Annotated in this window: 14 protein-coding genes and 1 tRNA gene; 3 read left to right on the forward strand and 12 right to left on the reverse strand. The window is 61.0% G+C overall.

Features of this window, described 5'->3' with window-relative positions; genetic code table 11:
• From Q7T64_RS02680 to dinB, 3 genes are all read right to left on the reverse strand, one after another.
• Positions 1 to 77: transfer RNA gene (locus tag Q7T64_RS02680), tRNA-Asp, on the reverse strand.
• A gap of 128 nt (positions 78 to 205) precedes the next feature.
• The gene (locus tag Q7T64_RS02685; protein ID WP_304790738.1) at positions 206 to 1,120 is read right to left on the reverse strand and encodes a recombination-associated protein RdgC; all 915 of its coding nucleotides are present in this window, start codon (positions 1,118 to 1,120) and stop codon (positions 206 to 208) included.
• A 53-nt stretch (positions 1,121 to 1,173) separates the two neighbouring features.
• The gene (dinB, locus tag Q7T64_RS02690; RefSeq protein ID WP_304790777.1) at positions 1,174 to 2,271 is read right to left on the reverse strand and encodes a DNA polymerase IV; all 1,098 of its coding nucleotides are present in this window, start codon (positions 2,269 to 2,271) and stop codon (positions 1,174 to 1,176) included.
• 131 nt (positions 2,272 to 2,402) lie between these two features.
• Here dinB and Q7T64_RS02695 point away from each other — a divergent pair, with 131 nt between their 5' ends.
• Positions 2,403 to 2,861: a hypothetical protein gene (locus Q7T64_RS02695; protein WP_304790741.1), complete on the forward strand. Its 459-nt coding sequence runs from the start codon at positions 2,403 to 2,405 to the stop codon at positions 2,859 to 2,861.
• 59 nt (positions 2,862 to 2,920) lie between these two features.
• Here the strand turns inward: Q7T64_RS02695 and Q7T64_RS02700 are convergent, their stop codons facing one another.
• Genes Q7T64_RS02700 through Q7T64_RS02710 form a run of 3 tightly spaced genes read right to left on the reverse strand, consistent with a single transcriptional unit; the run spans position 2,921 to position 5,581 of the window.
• The gene (locus Q7T64_RS02700; RefSeq protein WP_304790744.1) at positions 2,921 to 3,220 is read right to left on the reverse strand and encodes a DUF2288 domain-containing protein; all 300 of its coding nucleotides are present in this window, start codon (positions 3,218 to 3,220) and stop codon (positions 2,921 to 2,923) included.
• Positions 3,221 to 3,266: 46 nt separating this feature from the next.
• Entirely contained in the window at positions 3,267 to 3,473 is a 207-nt protein-coding gene (locus tag Q7T64_RS02705) for a SlyX family protein (protein WP_304790747.1), read from the reverse strand.
• A gap of 44 nt (positions 3,474 to 3,517) precedes the next feature.
• Positions 3,518 to 5,581, reverse strand: a complete 2,064-nt coding sequence (locus tag Q7T64_RS02710; protein WP_304790751.1) for a UvrD-helicase domain-containing protein — start codon at positions 5,579 to 5,581, stop codon at positions 3,518 to 3,520.
• Between the two features lie 176 nt (positions 5,582 to 5,757).
• Here Q7T64_RS02710 and Q7T64_RS02715 point away from each other — a divergent pair, with 176 nt between their 5' ends.
• The gene (locus Q7T64_RS02715) at positions 5,758 to 6,252 is read left to right on the forward strand and encodes an SRPBCC family protein (protein WP_304790754.1); all 495 of its coding nucleotides are present in this window, start codon (positions 5,758 to 5,760) and stop codon (positions 6,250 to 6,252) included.
• 115 nt (positions 6,253 to 6,367) lie between these two features.
• Complete coding sequence (locus Q7T64_RS02720; RefSeq protein WP_304790757.1) at positions 6,368 to 6,934, forward strand: hypothetical protein; 567 nt, start codon at positions 6,368 to 6,370, stop codon at positions 6,932 to 6,934.
• A gap of 19 nt (positions 6,935 to 6,953) precedes the next feature.
• Here the strand turns inward: Q7T64_RS02720 and Q7T64_RS02725 are convergent, their stop codons facing one another.
• The 6 genes from Q7T64_RS02725 to atpD all read right to left on the reverse strand — a co-directional run.
• Positions 6,954 to 8,060: a GGDEF domain-containing protein gene (locus Q7T64_RS02725; protein ID WP_304790760.1), complete on the reverse strand. Its 1,107-nt coding sequence runs from the start codon at positions 8,058 to 8,060 to the stop codon at positions 6,954 to 6,956.
• Positions 8,061 to 8,162: 102 nt separating this feature from the next.
• Positions 8,163 to 10,274 (reverse strand): primosomal protein N', encoded by a 2,112-nt coding sequence (locus tag Q7T64_RS02730; RefSeq protein ID WP_304790764.1) that lies wholly within the window; start codon positions 10,272 to 10,274, stop codon positions 8,163 to 8,165.
• A 610-nt stretch (positions 10,275 to 10,884) separates the two neighbouring features.
• Complete coding sequence (gene hemE / locus Q7T64_RS02735) at positions 10,885 to 11,973, reverse strand: uroporphyrinogen decarboxylase (RefSeq protein ID WP_304790767.1); 1,089 nt, start codon at positions 11,971 to 11,973, stop codon at positions 10,885 to 10,887.
• Positions 11,974 to 12,134: 161 nt separating this feature from the next.
• Positions 12,135 to 12,581 (reverse strand): CoA-binding protein, encoded by a 447-nt coding sequence (locus tag Q7T64_RS02740; protein ID WP_304790770.1) that lies wholly within the window; start codon positions 12,579 to 12,581, stop codon positions 12,135 to 12,137.
• Positions 12,582 to 12,761: 180 nt separating this feature from the next.
• Positions 12,762 to 13,184, reverse strand: coding sequence for a F0F1 ATP synthase subunit epsilon (locus Q7T64_RS02745; RefSeq protein WP_304790772.1), 423 nt, complete (start codon positions 13,182 to 13,184; stop codon positions 12,762 to 12,764).
• 90 nt (positions 13,185 to 13,274) lie between these two features.
• A partial coding sequence (atpD, locus tag Q7T64_RS02750) for a F0F1 ATP synthase subunit beta (RefSeq protein ID WP_304790775.1) occupies positions 13,275 to 14,315 on the reverse strand: 1,041 nt, incomplete at its 5' end.

Consider the following 14,315-nt stretch of genomic DNA (forward strand, 5'->3'; position numbering starts at 1 on the left):
TGGCGGAGTGGACGGGACTCGAACCCGCGACCCCCGGCGTGACAGGCCGGTATTCTAACCAACTGAACTACCACTCCATTGAGCCCGCTACGACACCGGACTCAAGGCGCGCAAGTCTACATGAAGTGGGCCGGCTTTGCCAGCGTCTGCCAGGAAATACCCTGCATTTCAGCAGAAATGCAGGGTGCAGGCAGGTCGGACCGGGTCAGGCTGCTGTGCGCAGCGCATTCTGCTCGCCACCCAGCGCCTCTACCAGGTCCGCAATCATCTTCGACAACTCACCGGCCATCATCGCGAAATCGCCGTCGAAGCGTTCGTCTTCGTCGCGGGACGAGGTGTCGCTGCCTTCCTTGATCACATCCAGCGGCGTCACGCGCTTGATGGCAAGCGACTCCGTCAGGACGAATGAAACACGGTCGGCCCAGGTCATGGCCAGGCGGGTGCACTGCTTGCCGGCGGCAATATGGCGGCGCACGTCTTCCGGATCCAGCGTGTGGCGTACGTAGCGCACGGTAGCCCGGCTGTCGCCGGTGGATTGCAATTCGGTGTCCTGGTCGACGGTAAAGCCGCCCGGCGCTTCGTCGGTCGCCAGCCAGTCGGTCATGGCCGCGCGCGGCGAGAGCGCAACATGCAGCGTTTCCATCGGAAATTTGTCGAACGCCTTGATCAACAGCTTCAGTACATCTTCAGCCTTGGCGGCGCTGGCGGCATCGACTACCAGCCAGCCATTGATCGGGTCGATCCAGACCAGGGTGCTGCTGTAAATGCTGAAGGCGCGCGGAAGCAGTTCGTCTGCGACTTGCTCCTTGAGCTCCTTCATTTGCTTGCGGCCCGGCTTGAAGCCTTGCTGTTCTTCCAGCTCGATGGCGCGCGCCTTGGCAACCTGGTTGATGACAGTGTTGGGCAGCAGCTTTTTTTCGCGGCCAAGCAGGCACAGCATTTGTTGGTTGACCACATGCACCAGCCGGCCATGCGGCCGCGGTGCGACCCAGCCCATGCTTTGCATGTCGATACTGCTGGTGGCAACGAAAGCTTGCGGCGCCAGTGCTGCTTCTAGCTGGTCAGCGGTGAACGGGCAAGGGGCGGGAAGTCGGTAAATCTGGAGGTTCTTGAACCACATGGAGGGGGTCGCCAAAAACCGGCCATTCTACCGAAGGTCGGGCGCGGCTGGCGTTAGTTTTGCGGGTCGAACAAGCCCGACTGTTGTTGTTCGCGCGCTTCGGCCACGCCGACACCGGCGCCGAGCAGGCGCACCGGACGCCGGCGGCGGCCATAGCCAGTTTCGAGAAGTTGACTGAATGTTTCCTGGTCCAGCACACTGCCGCTGCATTCGACCGTGGTGCGCTGGAAGTCGTCGAAACGGATCTTGATGAACAGCTTGCCAATGCTGTCTTGCGCCTTTGCGCGGGCGATGCGTTCGGCCAGGCGCACCAGCAATTCGGGCAGCGCCTGGCGGCAGGCTTGCAGGTCCGGCAAGTCGGTGACGTAGGTTTCTTCCACACTGACGGACTTGCGCTCGCGCGACGGGCAGACTTCGCGCAGGTCGATGCCGCGGCACAGGCCGTGCAGGCGCTCGCCAAACTTGCCGAAATGTTGTTGCAGATGCAGCAGGCTCCAGCCACGCAGGTCGGCGCAGGTTTGCGCACCCAGCTTGTTGAGCCTGGCCGCGGTCACACGCCCGACGCCATGCAGCTTCCCGACCGGCAAGGCAGCGACGAAGGCGTCCACCTCGTGCGGCCGCACGACCATTTGGCCGTCCGGCTTGTTCCAGTCGCTGGCAATCTTGGCAACGAACTTGTTGGGCGCGATGCCGGCCGAGGCGGTGATGCCGACGGTGTCGGCGATGCGACGGCGGATTTCTTGCGCAATCAGCGTGGCGCTGCCATTGCATTGCGGCGTCGCGCTGACGTCGAGATAGGCTTCATCCAGCGACAGGGGCTCGACCAGCTCGGTGTAGTCGCGATAGATGGACAGTATCTGGCGTGAAGCGATGCGGTACTTTTCCATTGCCGGCGGCAATACGATCAACTGCGGGCATCGCTTCTGTGCCTGCGCGGTGGACATGGCGGAATGCACACCATAACGGCGCGCTTCGTAATTGCAGGTGGCGACCACGCCGCGCCGGTCGGCGCGCCCACCGACAGCCAGCGGTTTTCCCTGCAACGAGGGATCGTCGCGCATTTCCACCGCCGCATAGAAGCAATCGCAGTCGCAGTGGATGATCTTGCGGTCAAGCAGGCTGGGGTCGGGGGTCACGGTGGGCATGGGCATTGCTGCTGCCAATTCTAACGCCGCTGCGGGCAATTGCGCAGCGCCGGTCGCGGCATTTCCATTACCGGCAATCCGGTTGAACTCCAGCGCGGGGGGCGCTTCTAACTGTTTTGGCATGGAAGGAGTGCAACATGGCTAGCAGCACACTGGACCCTGACAACTTCGGGCAACGCGACCGGTCACTGGGTCGCGGCCATGGGACGCGCGCGCTCGGGCCGAGCGACAACTCTGATTCAGGCAGCGACATCATCGGCGCCGATGGGCTGGCGCACGACGAAGTGATCCGGCTCGACACCGGCACCAATTCCGATCCCGAATTCAGCACTGCCGGGCACACCGGCGGCCCGGATCTCGGCGATGCCAATTTAAGCGCAGACAGTGATTCGTCCGGCACCGGCGAAACTGCCACGGCCGGACGCGACACCGTTGCAGAGGCTGGCAGTGATATCGGCTTTGACGAAATTCGAAAGATGTCCGATTGGCAGGAGACGCCGCAAGAGGATCAGATCGACGAGTTGCTGGATGAGGACAAAGCTCCCGGATGGCGCGGCCGACAAGTGCGCCCGGGAGATCAGGCCGGGAAGCAATAAATCGGGGGCCTATGTTCGGGTACAGGTTCTGGGCGCCGTTGTTGCCGCCGCGCCTTGGGTCACTTTAGCTGTACCAGTATCCAGGGCTTGACCACGATCGCCCAGACTTGGCGGTTCTGGTCGAGCCAGGCCTGCGCCTGTTCGTCTGTTACTTTTGCAATGCGCTGTGCGCTCATCCATTGGCTGACCGCGGCGGCATCGTCGCGCGTCATGGCGGCCGCCACTTCGATCAGGTCAAGGTCGGGCGACACGGCAACCACCATGCCGGATGCAAACCAGCGCGTCAGTTCGGACCAGGCGATGCTGGCCGTTTCCTGGTTCAGCTTCGCGTGCAACAAGGCGTCGTTGGTAGAGGTCATATGAATTTGATCGGCGAGTGGCATTCACACCAATTCACACCATGTATCAATAATGCGGCGGCCGCTCGTTGGCCGCGCCGGAGTCGGAAAGCCCCTGTTGCAATTCCCTGATCCGCGACGCCAGCGCCGTACAAAGAGATGACAGTTCGTCGATTTTTTGCTGCTGGCGAAAAACAGTACGGTTCAGGGTGTCGACCAAATCTTCCTGCCGGGTCAGTTTGATTTCAATGTCGACCAGCCGCTCTTCGTTCATGGATATTTCCTTTTGATTTTTCAATGCTGCGCACGGCCAGCGCGTCATGCGGCCTTGGGCTTTTGCAGCAAGGCCTTCAGGTTCGCCAGCCTGGCTTGCGGCGTGATTTTCTCAGCCTCGGTCGCCACGGCGTCGCCTTCGTCGAGTTTCATCTCCTTGATGAAACGCGACACGTCGCAGTGCACGCTTTCCCGCGCCCTCTTGCGCTTCTTGCACCAGCTTACCGTCAGGCTGCGCTGGGCGCGAGTAATGCCGACATACATCAGCCGGCGCTCTTCTTCGATGCGCGCGCCGATCGATTCATCGGGGGCATCCGGATCGCCCTTGTGCGGCAGGATGCCTTCCTCGATCCCGACCAGGAATACATGGGGAAATTCCAGGCCCTTGGAGGCATGTAGCGTCGACATGCGCACAGCGTCGGGTTCCTCGTCCCGCCCGTCGAGCATGCTCATCAAGGCCACCATCTGCGTCAGGTCGAGCAGGCTTTTTTCCGGATCGCTGCCGTCCCGCCCGCCGGTGCCCTTCTCTTTGAGCCAATTGACGAAGTCCAGCACGTTCTGCCATTTCGACTGCGCCTGGGAATCGTCAAAGGTGTCGTACAGATAGGCTTCGTAATGGATGGCTTTCATCATGTCGTCCAGCACGCTGGCTGCATTGTCGCCGCTGCCGGCGGCGCCGACCCGGCTGGCGCGGGCCTCCAGCTGGTTGATGAAGTCGCAGAATTCACGCAGCGGGCGCAATTGCCGCTCGTTGAGCCTGGTCTCAATGCCGCCTTTGTAGACCGCCTCGAACAGTGAGCACTGCCACTGGCCGGCGTAGGCGCCAAGCGCTTCCAGCGTGGTCTGGCCGACGCCGCGCTTGGGGGTGGTTACCGCGCGGATGAATGCCGGGTCGTCGTCGCCGTTGGCGATCAGGCGCAGGTAGCTGATGATGTCCTTGATCTCGCCGCGGTCGAAGAAACTCTGGCCGCCGGACATGACATAAGGAATCCGCTCGCGGCGCAAGGCTTTCTCGAAGATGCGCGCCTGGTGGTTGCCGCGATACAGGATGGCATAGTCGGAAAATCGCGTGCGACGCTCGAACCGGTGGGCCGACAGCATGATGGCGATCTGGTCCGCCTCATGTTCGTCGTCGTCCATCGCCATCACCTTGATCGGGTCGCCCAGGCCATGCTCGGACCACAGGGATTTTTCAAACAGTTTCGGATTGTTGCCGATCACGGCATTGGCGGCCTGCAGGATGCGCGTCGTAGAACGATAGTTTTGCTCCAGCTTGACTACCTTGAGGTCGGGGAAGTCGACCTGCAGCGTTTTCAGGTTTTCAATGGTCGCACCGCGCCAGGCATAAATGGCCTGGTCGTCATCGCCCACCGCGGTAAACATCGGCTTCTTGCCAGGCCCGGTCACCAGCAGCTTGACCAATTCGTATTGGCAGGTGTTGGTGTCCTGGTATTCATCCACCAGCAGGTAGCGCAGTCGGCGCTGCCATTTGTCGCGCACGTCGTCATTTTTCCGGAACAGTTCGACCGGCAAGCGGATCAGGTCGTCAAAGTCCACCGCCTGGTAGGACGACAGCGTGGCGACGTAGCTGCGGTAAATCCGGGCCGCCTGCATTTCGAGTTCGCCCGTCGCGCTCCGGACTGCGTCGTCGGGCGCCAGCAACGCGTTCTTCCACAGCGACATCTGGTTCTGGACTTTCCGGATCAGCTGCTTGTCGGTCGTGGCGGCAAGGTCTTGCACCAGCGAAAAACAGTCGTCGCTGTCGAGTATCGAAAAGCGGTCCTTGAGGCCGACTTCCTTTGCCTCGCGCCGCAATATCTGCACACCCAGGGAATGGAAAGTGCTGACGGTGAGGTGGCGGGCCTGTTTTGGTTCCTTCAACAACTTGGCAATCCGCTCCTGCATTTCGGTTGCGGACTTGTTGGTGAAGGTCAGCGCGGCGATATTGCGCGCTTCGTAATTGCATTGCTCAATCAGGTGCGCAATCTTTTGCGTGATGACGCGCGTCTTTCCGGAGCCGGCGCCCGCCAGCACAAGACACGGTCCGTCCATGTAGGCGACGGCTTCGCGCTGGTGTGGGTTGAGGCCGGAAAGATGCTGGTTCGACATGCGGGACTCAAGGACTGGGCGGGCCATTTTAGCGGATAGGGACCGCTCACGGCGGCCGTACGTCCGCAATCAGACGCGCGCGGTCACACATCCGGGCCAGGCTTGCCATGCAACGCATGACATCCCGACCGCCGCCCTCCTTTTTTGCGCATGACGAGCGTGGTAAAGTTGAACGCATGCGATTTTCCCACCTGGTCGAGATCAACGACCCACAGAATCCACTGATCACGCCGCTTACCCGCGACCAGTTATGGCGCGGCCTGGTACTGCGGGCGGAAATGCCAAAACGCTTCGTACCCTGGCTGGACCAGTGCATCATTACCGCCCGTACGCAGACGTCGATCGAGCGCGCGCTGCACTATGGCGAGACCGTAATCCGCGACAGCGTGACGTTCGAGGCGCCCGACCGGATTGGCTTTCATGTTCCCAGGCAAGGCGACATTCCCGATGCCAGGCTCACGATGACGATCGAGCAACCCTTTGAGGGTGGCTTGTTCGTGCGCTTCGAATACGCCGATGGCGGGGACGACGCCGTCGACACCGCCGAAAGTACGGACCAGCAAATGGTCAACGACTTTCGCCGCTCGGCCTATCAGGAGTCGGACATCGACACGATCCGGACCATACGCGAAATGGCGGCGGATGGCCTGCTCGATGCGCCGATGATGTAAGGCGGTCGCAGGACAGCCATTCCAGGCGTCAACCCTGCCGATTGTTTGTTCCCCGGTGGCGAAACTATTGCCGGTCGAATTGCTCTGATGAAGACCAGCATCGGAGGAGGAAGTCATGCAAACAATCATTGCAGGACAGTTTGAACAGCAGTCGGATTCCGACCATGCGGTACGCGAATTGATGCGCGCCGGATTCGCGTCCGGACACATCAGCACCTTTTACCTGAACCCTCCCGGGCGCCACGACCTCTATCGGCTCGGGGGTGACGAGAACAGTGATGAAGGCGCCAGGCAAGCACCCGCAGGACTGGCAGCTGGCACATTGGCGGGCGGCGCGCTTGGCGCGGCAATCGGCGCGGCAACGCTGCCGGTCACCGGGCCGCTGGGCGCCATCGCTGGTGCTTTTGTCGGTGCGCATATCGGCAATATCACAGGCAGCCTGGGCGCGATGCAAGACGATGGCGCCGACAATCCGGGCCCCCACGTTCGGCACTGGGGCATGATGGTGGCGGTGGGTGTCGACAACGATGACGAAGCAGGCCGCGCAGTCGACCTGTTGCGCTCGCTGGGCGCCGCCGATATCGAACGCGCCGAAGGCACGATAGAAGACGGCGACTGGACGGATTTCGATCCGGTTTCGACACCGCATTTCACCGAGCAGAGGGGCGCGCACCCGCTCTGAAATTCAGCTCCGGATGGTGCTAACGCGCAACCGTGCGCACACAGTTGCGTCCGGCGTTCTTGGCTTCGTACAGGGCAGAGTCGGCACGGTTCATCACGACAGTCAGGGTGTCGCCCGGATGCCAGGCGCCAATGCCGGCTGAAATGGTGAGGTGGAGATCCGGCGCAATGCCGGACCAATCATGTTGCGCCACCAGATTGCGCGTGCGCTCCAGCGCAACTGTCGCAGTAGACGCGCGCGCACCCTGTAAAAGCAGTGTGAATTCCTCGCCGCCGTACCGGCCCAGGCTATCGGTGGCACGGCGCGAGAATTCGAGCAACTGCCCGAGTTCATGCAATACGGCATCTCCAACGAGATGGCCGTATTTGTCGTTGACTTCCTTGAAGTGATCGATATCGATGATGGCGACGCAAAAGCTGGTCTGGCTGCGGGCAGCGCGCCGAGCTTCGTCCTGCAGTAGCCGCATGAACTCGCGGCGGTTCCACAATCCGGTCAGTTCGTCGCGGCTGGCAAGTTCGGTCAGCTTGCCGGTTGCAGACTGCAATTCTTCATTCTTTTTCTTCAAGTCCAGCCGCAGCCTGGAGACGACGGCATTGATCGACAAAAAGCGTCCGATGGTAAACACCACGACCGCCCAGAACAACAGTTGCCCGGCCCAGTTGTGGTCGGCCACATTGCGGAAAGCGCCCGTGGCGACTATCGCCACGCCCACGGCAACGGACAGGTAAAGCCAGATGGCCAGGTACATGCGCTGCGTGAAATGCAGGCTGGCATACGACAGCGGCATGAACAGCACGACAATGAATACGTGCGCGAGCTGCGGCGCCATCATCATGCCTGCCAGGTTTACTGCACAGGCCGCGAACACCTGCACGGCCGTCAATGACGGATCAGGCCAGCGGCGGCTCCAGCCAGAAGCGATCAAGCTCAGGAACAGGGCGTTGATGAGCAGCGTGGCCCCCAGCAGGATCAAGGGCACGCGGTATGAAATCGTGCCCAGCGCTGCAAACCCGATCAGGATGACGCACATGACAACGTAGTCGAGTGCAGCCAGCCCGGTACGGCGCAATCGCAGCCGCGTATTGCGATCCTTTGACGCCAGCCAGTTCTCGGGTAGTGCCCCCATATGTGTGCGCCTTTCAGGCATCTTTGATTTCTGTCAGGGATTGTAAGGCTTGTTCCGGCCGCCCGGTAAATTGACGCGACCCAATGCGGGCACCGTTGCGCTTCAGATATCCATCGGATCGACTTCCAGCGACCATCGTGCCCGCGCTTTTCCCTGGCGCAGCCGCTGCACCCATACGCGCAGGAACGATTGCAGTGCCGGGCGCGATGGCGACTCCAGCAGCATCTGCGCCCGCTCGACGTCGGCCACCCGCGATATGGCCATCGGGATGGGGTCATTCATCACCACCGATAGCGGGCGATCCTCCGCTTCCTGACTGGCGGTCTCCAAAAAGCCGATTGCCGCCTCCAGCGTCCGGGCTTCGGCACGCAGCAGAGCTTGATGGACAAATGGCGGCAGTCCGGCCTGGGCCCTCTCGGCCAGGGTCACGCTGGCAAACCCCGGGTAGTCGTGCGCCGCCAGCGTGGCGTACAGCGGATGCTGCGGGTAGCGGGTCTGCACCAGCACTTGCGCGGCGTTACCGCCTTCTTTCGGGCGGGCGCGGCCAGCCCGTCCGGACACTTGCATCAGTTGGGCGAACAGCCGCTCGCTGGCGCGATAGTCATGCGAAAACAGTGCTGTGTCGGGGTTCAGCACGCCCACCAGCGTCAGGTTTTTGAAGTCGTGTCCCTTGGCCACCATCTGGGTGCCGACCAGGATATCGACCTGGCCGCTATGGACACTGTCGAACGCGGCCTGGGCACTGCCTTTGCGGCGGGTGGAGTCGGCGTCGATGCGCAGGATGCGGGCCTCGGGAAATATCTCCTGCAAGCCTTCTTCGACGCGTTGCGTGCCGCGACCCATCGGCTGCAGGTCGACATTGCCGCAAGTCGGACAGGAGCGCGGAATGCGCAGCTCCAGGCTGCAGTGATGGCAGCGCAGCCGCTGCTCGGGCTTGTGCAACACCATGAATGCGGTGCATCGCTTGCAACTGCTGACCCAGCCGCAGGACTCGCAGTTGAGCACCGGCGCATAACCGCGCCGGTTGAGGAACAGCAGCGACTGTTCGCCCTTGTCCAGGCGCGCCTTGAGCGCGGCAAGCAAGGTATTGGACAAGCCCTGGTGCGGCTTGTCGCGCTCAAGGTCGACCAGCAGTACTTGTGGCAATACCGCCTCCTGGACCGCCCTGGCCGACAAACTGAGCTTGCGGTAACGGCCCGACTCGGCATGCTGCCAGGACTCCAGTGACGGTGTCGCCGACCCCATCACGATCGGAATCTGCAACTGATGGGCCCGCCATACGGCCAGGTCCCTGGCGGAGTAGCGCAGCCCCTCCTGCTGCTTGTAGGAGGCGTCGTGCTCTTCATCGACGATGATCATGGCTAATCCGGGCAGCGAGGCCAGCACGGCAAGCCGGGTGCCGACGATGATCCGGGCCCGGCCGGTATGCGCCGCCAGCCAGTTCAGCAGTCGTTCGCCTTCCGCCAGTCCGCTGTGCATGGTCGCCACGCAGTAATCGGGGAAGCGCGCCTGTACATGCGACAGCAGTTGTGGCGTGAGGTTGATCTCCGGCACCAGCATCAGCACCTGGGCACTGGATGATCGGGCAAGGATCTCGGTGGCGGCGTGCAGGTAGACCTCGGTCTTTCCGCTGCCGGTGACGCCAAACAGCAGGGTCGGCGCAAAGCCGGCCTGGCCGGTGATTTGTGCCACGGCGTGCGCTTGCTCGTCGTTGAGCGGCGGCGGAATGTCGGGCTGGCCGCCACCGCTGGTGGCCTGGCCAAACAAGCGCAAGCTTGCCATGGCGGCCGGCTCGGTCTCGGCGCTGGCTACGGCGCCGGCCTTGCGGCGCTTGGCCTTGACCGGCGCCGGGTCCAGTTTGCGCAGGGCTTTCTGGAGCGGTCCGACCTTTTGTCCGCGCAACTGTTTTGGTAGTGCGGGCAAAGCCACCTCCCCAAGGGGTCGGTGGTAATACTCGGCGGCAAACGCACACAACGCGAGCCAGTGCTCACTCAACACGCCCAGTTCGACATGGCAGCCCAGGATGGACTTGATCTTTTCCGGAGCCAGCCGACTTTCATCCAGGTGCCCGACCACGAGTCCCGTTACCTCGCGGCGCCCGAAAGGAACCACCACCAGCGCACCAACGGGCGGTGCAGGCTGTTCCTGGCACGCGTAGTCGAACAGGGCGTCGAGCGGAGCGTCGAGTGCGACCTGGAGAATGACCGGTTTCAAGTTAAGGTAACACTTTAAGTTTTGGCGTAACGGTCGGTTTATTAAGCGCTTTTTTTCCTATCCACAGACTTTGTGGATAACTATGGGGATAACAACTGGTATCCGGCCGGAACGCTAGATTCCATGCGGGTTTCGAAGGATTGCCCATTGGCAAGGCAAAAATTAAACCCCAATGCTTTCAATGACTTAGTCCGACGCTGCTTTCGTCCAAAAGCGATAGTTGCTTTTAGCCTACCGCTCACCGGAATTGTGCATAAGTGTAATTTCAAGACAGGCTATGAACGCTTTTACCGGCGAAAAACGTTGCGGGAATGCTAGCAAAAAAGGTTCCCAACCTGAGAACTTACATTAAGTTACGCGGCAAACTTCCGGTTTCCTAATGGGAATTTTTTGGGCATCCCAGCCTGTGGAAAACTTTGTGTACAACCTGTATCGGCCAGCACGAATTTCCGCTTGACCTTTACCGGCAATTGCTGTTTTCCTGGCAGGCAAATCACAATTTACTGTTTTGATTCAGAAACTTAGTGCGCCGATGCACGAAGCCAGCGTTACAGCGCGCTTGCTGCTTCGCACAAATGTACAGGTGTGTATAACTTCTGTGAAAGGCGACTCAACTTGCACTGGCACGAAGCTCGCGGCTAATTTGATGCACCGATTGCACAAGTTCGGTGACCGCCTCTGGCGGCGTGAATTGCGAGATGCCGTGGCCAAGGTTGAATACATGCCCGGATCCTGGCGAGGGCTTGCCAAACGACTCCAGCACACCGCGCACTTCCTCGCGGATCTGCTTGGCGCCGGCGAACAGGACCACTGGATCGAGGTTGCCCTGCAACGCAACGCGTGCGCCGACCTTGGCGCGGGCCGCGCCCAGGTTGACGGTCCAATCGAGTCCGACCGCATCCGCGCCGCAGTCTGCGATCTGATCCAGCCAGAGACCCCCACCCTTGGTAAAAACGATCAGCGGGATTTTTTGGCCGTCGTGTTCCCGTTTGGTCTGCCGGATCACTTGCTGCATGTAGGCCAGCGAGAAGCGTTGGTACGCACCGTCGGCCAGCGCGCCGCCCCAGGTGTCGAAGATCATCACGGCCTGGGCGCCGGCATCGATCTGCGCGTTCAGGTAGGCGGCGACCGACGCGGCATTGATGGCCAGGATGCGATGCATCAGGTCAGGCCGGTTGTACAGCATGGCCTTGACAGTACGGAAGTCGTCGGAACCAGCACCTTCGACCATGTAGCAGGCCAGGGTCCACGGACTGCCTGAAAATCCGATCAGCGGGACCCGTCCTTGCAGGGCAACCCGTATCTGTGTCACCGCGTCGAACACATATTGCAGCGATGACAGGTCCGGCTGCTGCAGGGCCATGACCGCTTTTTCGTCGCGCAACGGATGGGCAAAGCGCGGACCCTCGCCTTCTGCAAAGCTCAGCCCAAGTCCCATTGCGTCGGGGACCGTCAGGATGTCGGAAAAAAGTATGGCGGCGTCCAGCGGATAGCGATCCAGCGGCTGCAGTGTCACTTCAGTCGCCAATTCGGGATTTTTGGCCAGGCCGAGGAATGAGCCGGCGCGCGCGCGCGATGCACGGTACTCAGGCAAGTAGCGACCGGCTTGTCGCATCAGCCACACCGGCGTGTAATCAGTCGGCTGGCGCAACAGCGCACGCAGGAAAGTGTCGTTTTTCAGCGGAGCGAAGGAAGGCATGGATGGGCGGGATCTCTCGGAAAGACCGCTATTATCGCCCAAAGCACCGCGCTAACGACAGGCTGTCTCACTGGCAAGCGGCGATTGGACAGGGAAAGGAACAGCATTGGCGAGATTGCCCGCCCACATGACGCAGCAGACGGCGTATGGTCTGCCTTGCTTCAGTTCTTCGGTTTTGCGAACAGTCGCGTGTGCTCGATTTTCATGCAGTGGTCCATCACAAGCTCCAGCCCGCCGTCCCGTGCGATCTGTGCGGCGGCTTCATTGACCACACCGAGCTGCATCCATAGCGTGCGGGCTTTGATCTCGACGGCCTGCTCAGCGATTTCGCTCATCGCTTCCGACTTCCGAAAGCAGTCAACGATGTCGATGCGGGCATCCCGTTGTGCCGGCGCCTGCGCGGCGTCGTGCAGGCTGGCGTAGCAAGTCTCGCCAAGGATTTGCTTGCCGGCCAACACAGGATTGACCGGAATGATGCGGTATCCATGCTGCTGCAAGTAGGCGGCGACTTCGTGGCTATCGCGCTCGGGCTTGTCGGACAAGCCGACCACGGCGACGGTGCGGGAAGTCGTGAGTATGTCTGCGATGGATTGTTCTGCGGTATTCACGGTATTCCTTTTTGACGAGCTGGTTTTCTCACGAGGGCATAGCCACCGGCAGTTTTGCCGCACCCCGGCCATTGGCGGGGGTCAGGCCGGGGAAATGCCGGGTGTGCGCAAGGACACGAATGCCCGAAAACAAAAAAGGCGCCAAAGCGCCTTTCCTGTCGTGCTGCCGCCAACAATGGATCAGCGTTTCTGCCGTAATCTCTGGATCGCCGCCAACTGCGCAACGGCAACCGCCAGTTCAACCTGCGCTGCTGCGTAGTCTATCTTCGACTCGCGGTTAACCAGGGCTTCTTCGGCCAGTTTCTTCGCGTCTGCTGCCTTGGCTTCATCGAGGTCGTGGCCACGGATCGCGGTGTCGGCCAGTACGGTCACGCCGTTTGGCTGCACCTCGAGGATGCCGCCGGCGACGAACACGAATTCTTCCTCTTGCTGGCCGCTCACCTTGATGCGCACTGCACCCGGACGGATGCGGGTAATCAGCGGCGTATGCTTTGGATAAATGCCAAGTTCGCCAGCTTCGCCGGGCAACGCGACGAATTCTGCCTCGCCCGAAAAAATCAGCGCTTCGGCGGAGACCACGTCAACGTGTATCGTATTTGCCATAAATTTGCCTTGTCTTGCGAAATCAGAAATTGCGAAATCGAAAAATCCAGTATGGCAGCGGTCCGCAGGAGTGCTGCGGACCGGCGCCGGTTACTGCATCTTCTTCGCTTTTTCGATGGCTTCGTCGATCGTGCCAACCATGTAGAACGCTTGCTCAGGCAAGTGGTCGAGCTCGCCCGAGGCAATCATCTTGAAGCCGCGGATGGTCTCTTTCAACGGAACATACTTGCCTGGCGAACCGGTAAACACTTCAGCAACGTGGAACGGCTGCGACAGGAAACGCTGCATCTTGCGTGCACGGGCTACCAGTAGCTTGTCTTCCGGCGCCAGTTCGTCCATGCCCAGAATGGCAATAATGTCGCGCAATTCCTTGTAACGCTGCAGCGTGCCCTGGACTGCGCGCGCTGTATCGTAGTGCTCTTGGCCGACCACATGCGGGTCAAGCTGGCGCGAAGTCGAATCAAGCGGATCCACGGCTGGATAGATACCAAGCGCGGCGATGTCACGCGACAACACGACGGTGGAGTCCAGGTGGGCAAACGTGGTTGCCGGCGACGGATCGGTCAAGTCATCGGCAGGGACGTAGACGGCCTGGATCGACGTGATCGAACCGGTCTTGGTCGACGTGATGCGCTCTTGCAGGCGACCCATCTCTTCAGCCAGCGTTGGCTGGTAACCCACGGCTGATGGCATGCGGCCCAGCAGTGCGGACACTTCGGTACCGGCCAGCGTGTAGCGATAGATATTGTCCACGAAGAACAGCACGTCCCGACCTTCGTCACGGAAGCCTTCGGCGATCGTCAGGCCGGTCAGCGCCACGCGCAGACGGTTACCTGGCGGCTCGTTCATCTGGCCATACACCATGGCGACTTTGGAGTTCGGCAGGTTTTCGAGGTCGACCACTTTTGCATCTGCCATCTCGTGGTAGAAGTCGTTGCCCTCACGGGTACGCTCGCCCACGCCGGCAAACACGGACAATCCCGAGTGCGCCTTGGCGATGTTGTTGATCAGTTCCATCATGTTGACCGTCTTGCCCACGCCGGCGCCGCCGAACAGGCCAACCTTGCCGCCTTTTGCAAACGGGCAGACCAGGTCAATCACCTTGATGCCGGTTTCCAGCAGGTCGGTCGA

Source organism: Lacisediminimonas sp., from assembly GCF_030645335.1.
In the GTDB taxonomy this organism is placed as follows: Bacteria; Pseudomonadota; Gammaproteobacteria; order Burkholderiales; family Burkholderiaceae_D; genus Lacisediminimonas.

Coding starts and splice junctions, on each gene's coding strand:
- Q7T64_RS02685 (WP_304790738.1), bottom strand. CDS start 1,120: ATGTGGTTCAAGAACCTCCAGATTTACCGACTTCCCGCCCCTTGCCCG.
- dinB (WP_304790777.1), bottom strand. CDS start 2,271: ATGCCCATGCCCACCGTGACCCCCGACCCCAGCCTGCTTGACCGCAAG.
- Q7T64_RS02695 (WP_304790741.1), top strand. CDS start 2,403: ATGGCTAGCAGCACACTGGACCCTGACAACTTCGGGCAACGCGACCGG.
- Q7T64_RS02700 (WP_304790744.1), bottom strand. CDS start 3,220: ATGACCTCTACCAACGACGCCTTGTTGCACGCGAAGCTGAACCAGGAA.
- Q7T64_RS02705 (WP_304790747.1), bottom strand. CDS start 3,473: ATGAACGAAGAGCGGCTGGTCGACATTGAAATCAAACTGACCCGGCAG.
- Q7T64_RS02710 (WP_304790751.1), bottom strand. CDS start 5,581: ATGTCGAACCAGCATCTTTCCGGCCTCAACCCACACCAGCGCGAAGCC.
- Q7T64_RS02715 (WP_304790754.1), top strand. CDS start 5,758: ATGCGATTTTCCCACCTGGTCGAGATCAACGACCCACAGAATCCACTG.
- Q7T64_RS02720 (WP_304790757.1), top strand. CDS start 6,368: ATGCAAACAATCATTGCAGGACAGTTTGAACAGCAGTCGGATTCCGAC.
- Q7T64_RS02725 (WP_304790760.1), bottom strand. CDS start 8,060: ATGGGGGCACTACCCGAGAACTGGCTGGCGTCAAAGGATCGCAATACG.
- hemE (WP_304790767.1), bottom strand. CDS start 11,973: ATGCCTTCCTTCGCTCCGCTGAAAAACGACACTTTCCTGCGTGCGCTG.
- Q7T64_RS02745 (WP_304790772.1), bottom strand. CDS start 13,184: ATGGCAAATACGATACACGTTGACGTGGTCTCCGCCGAAGCGCTGATT.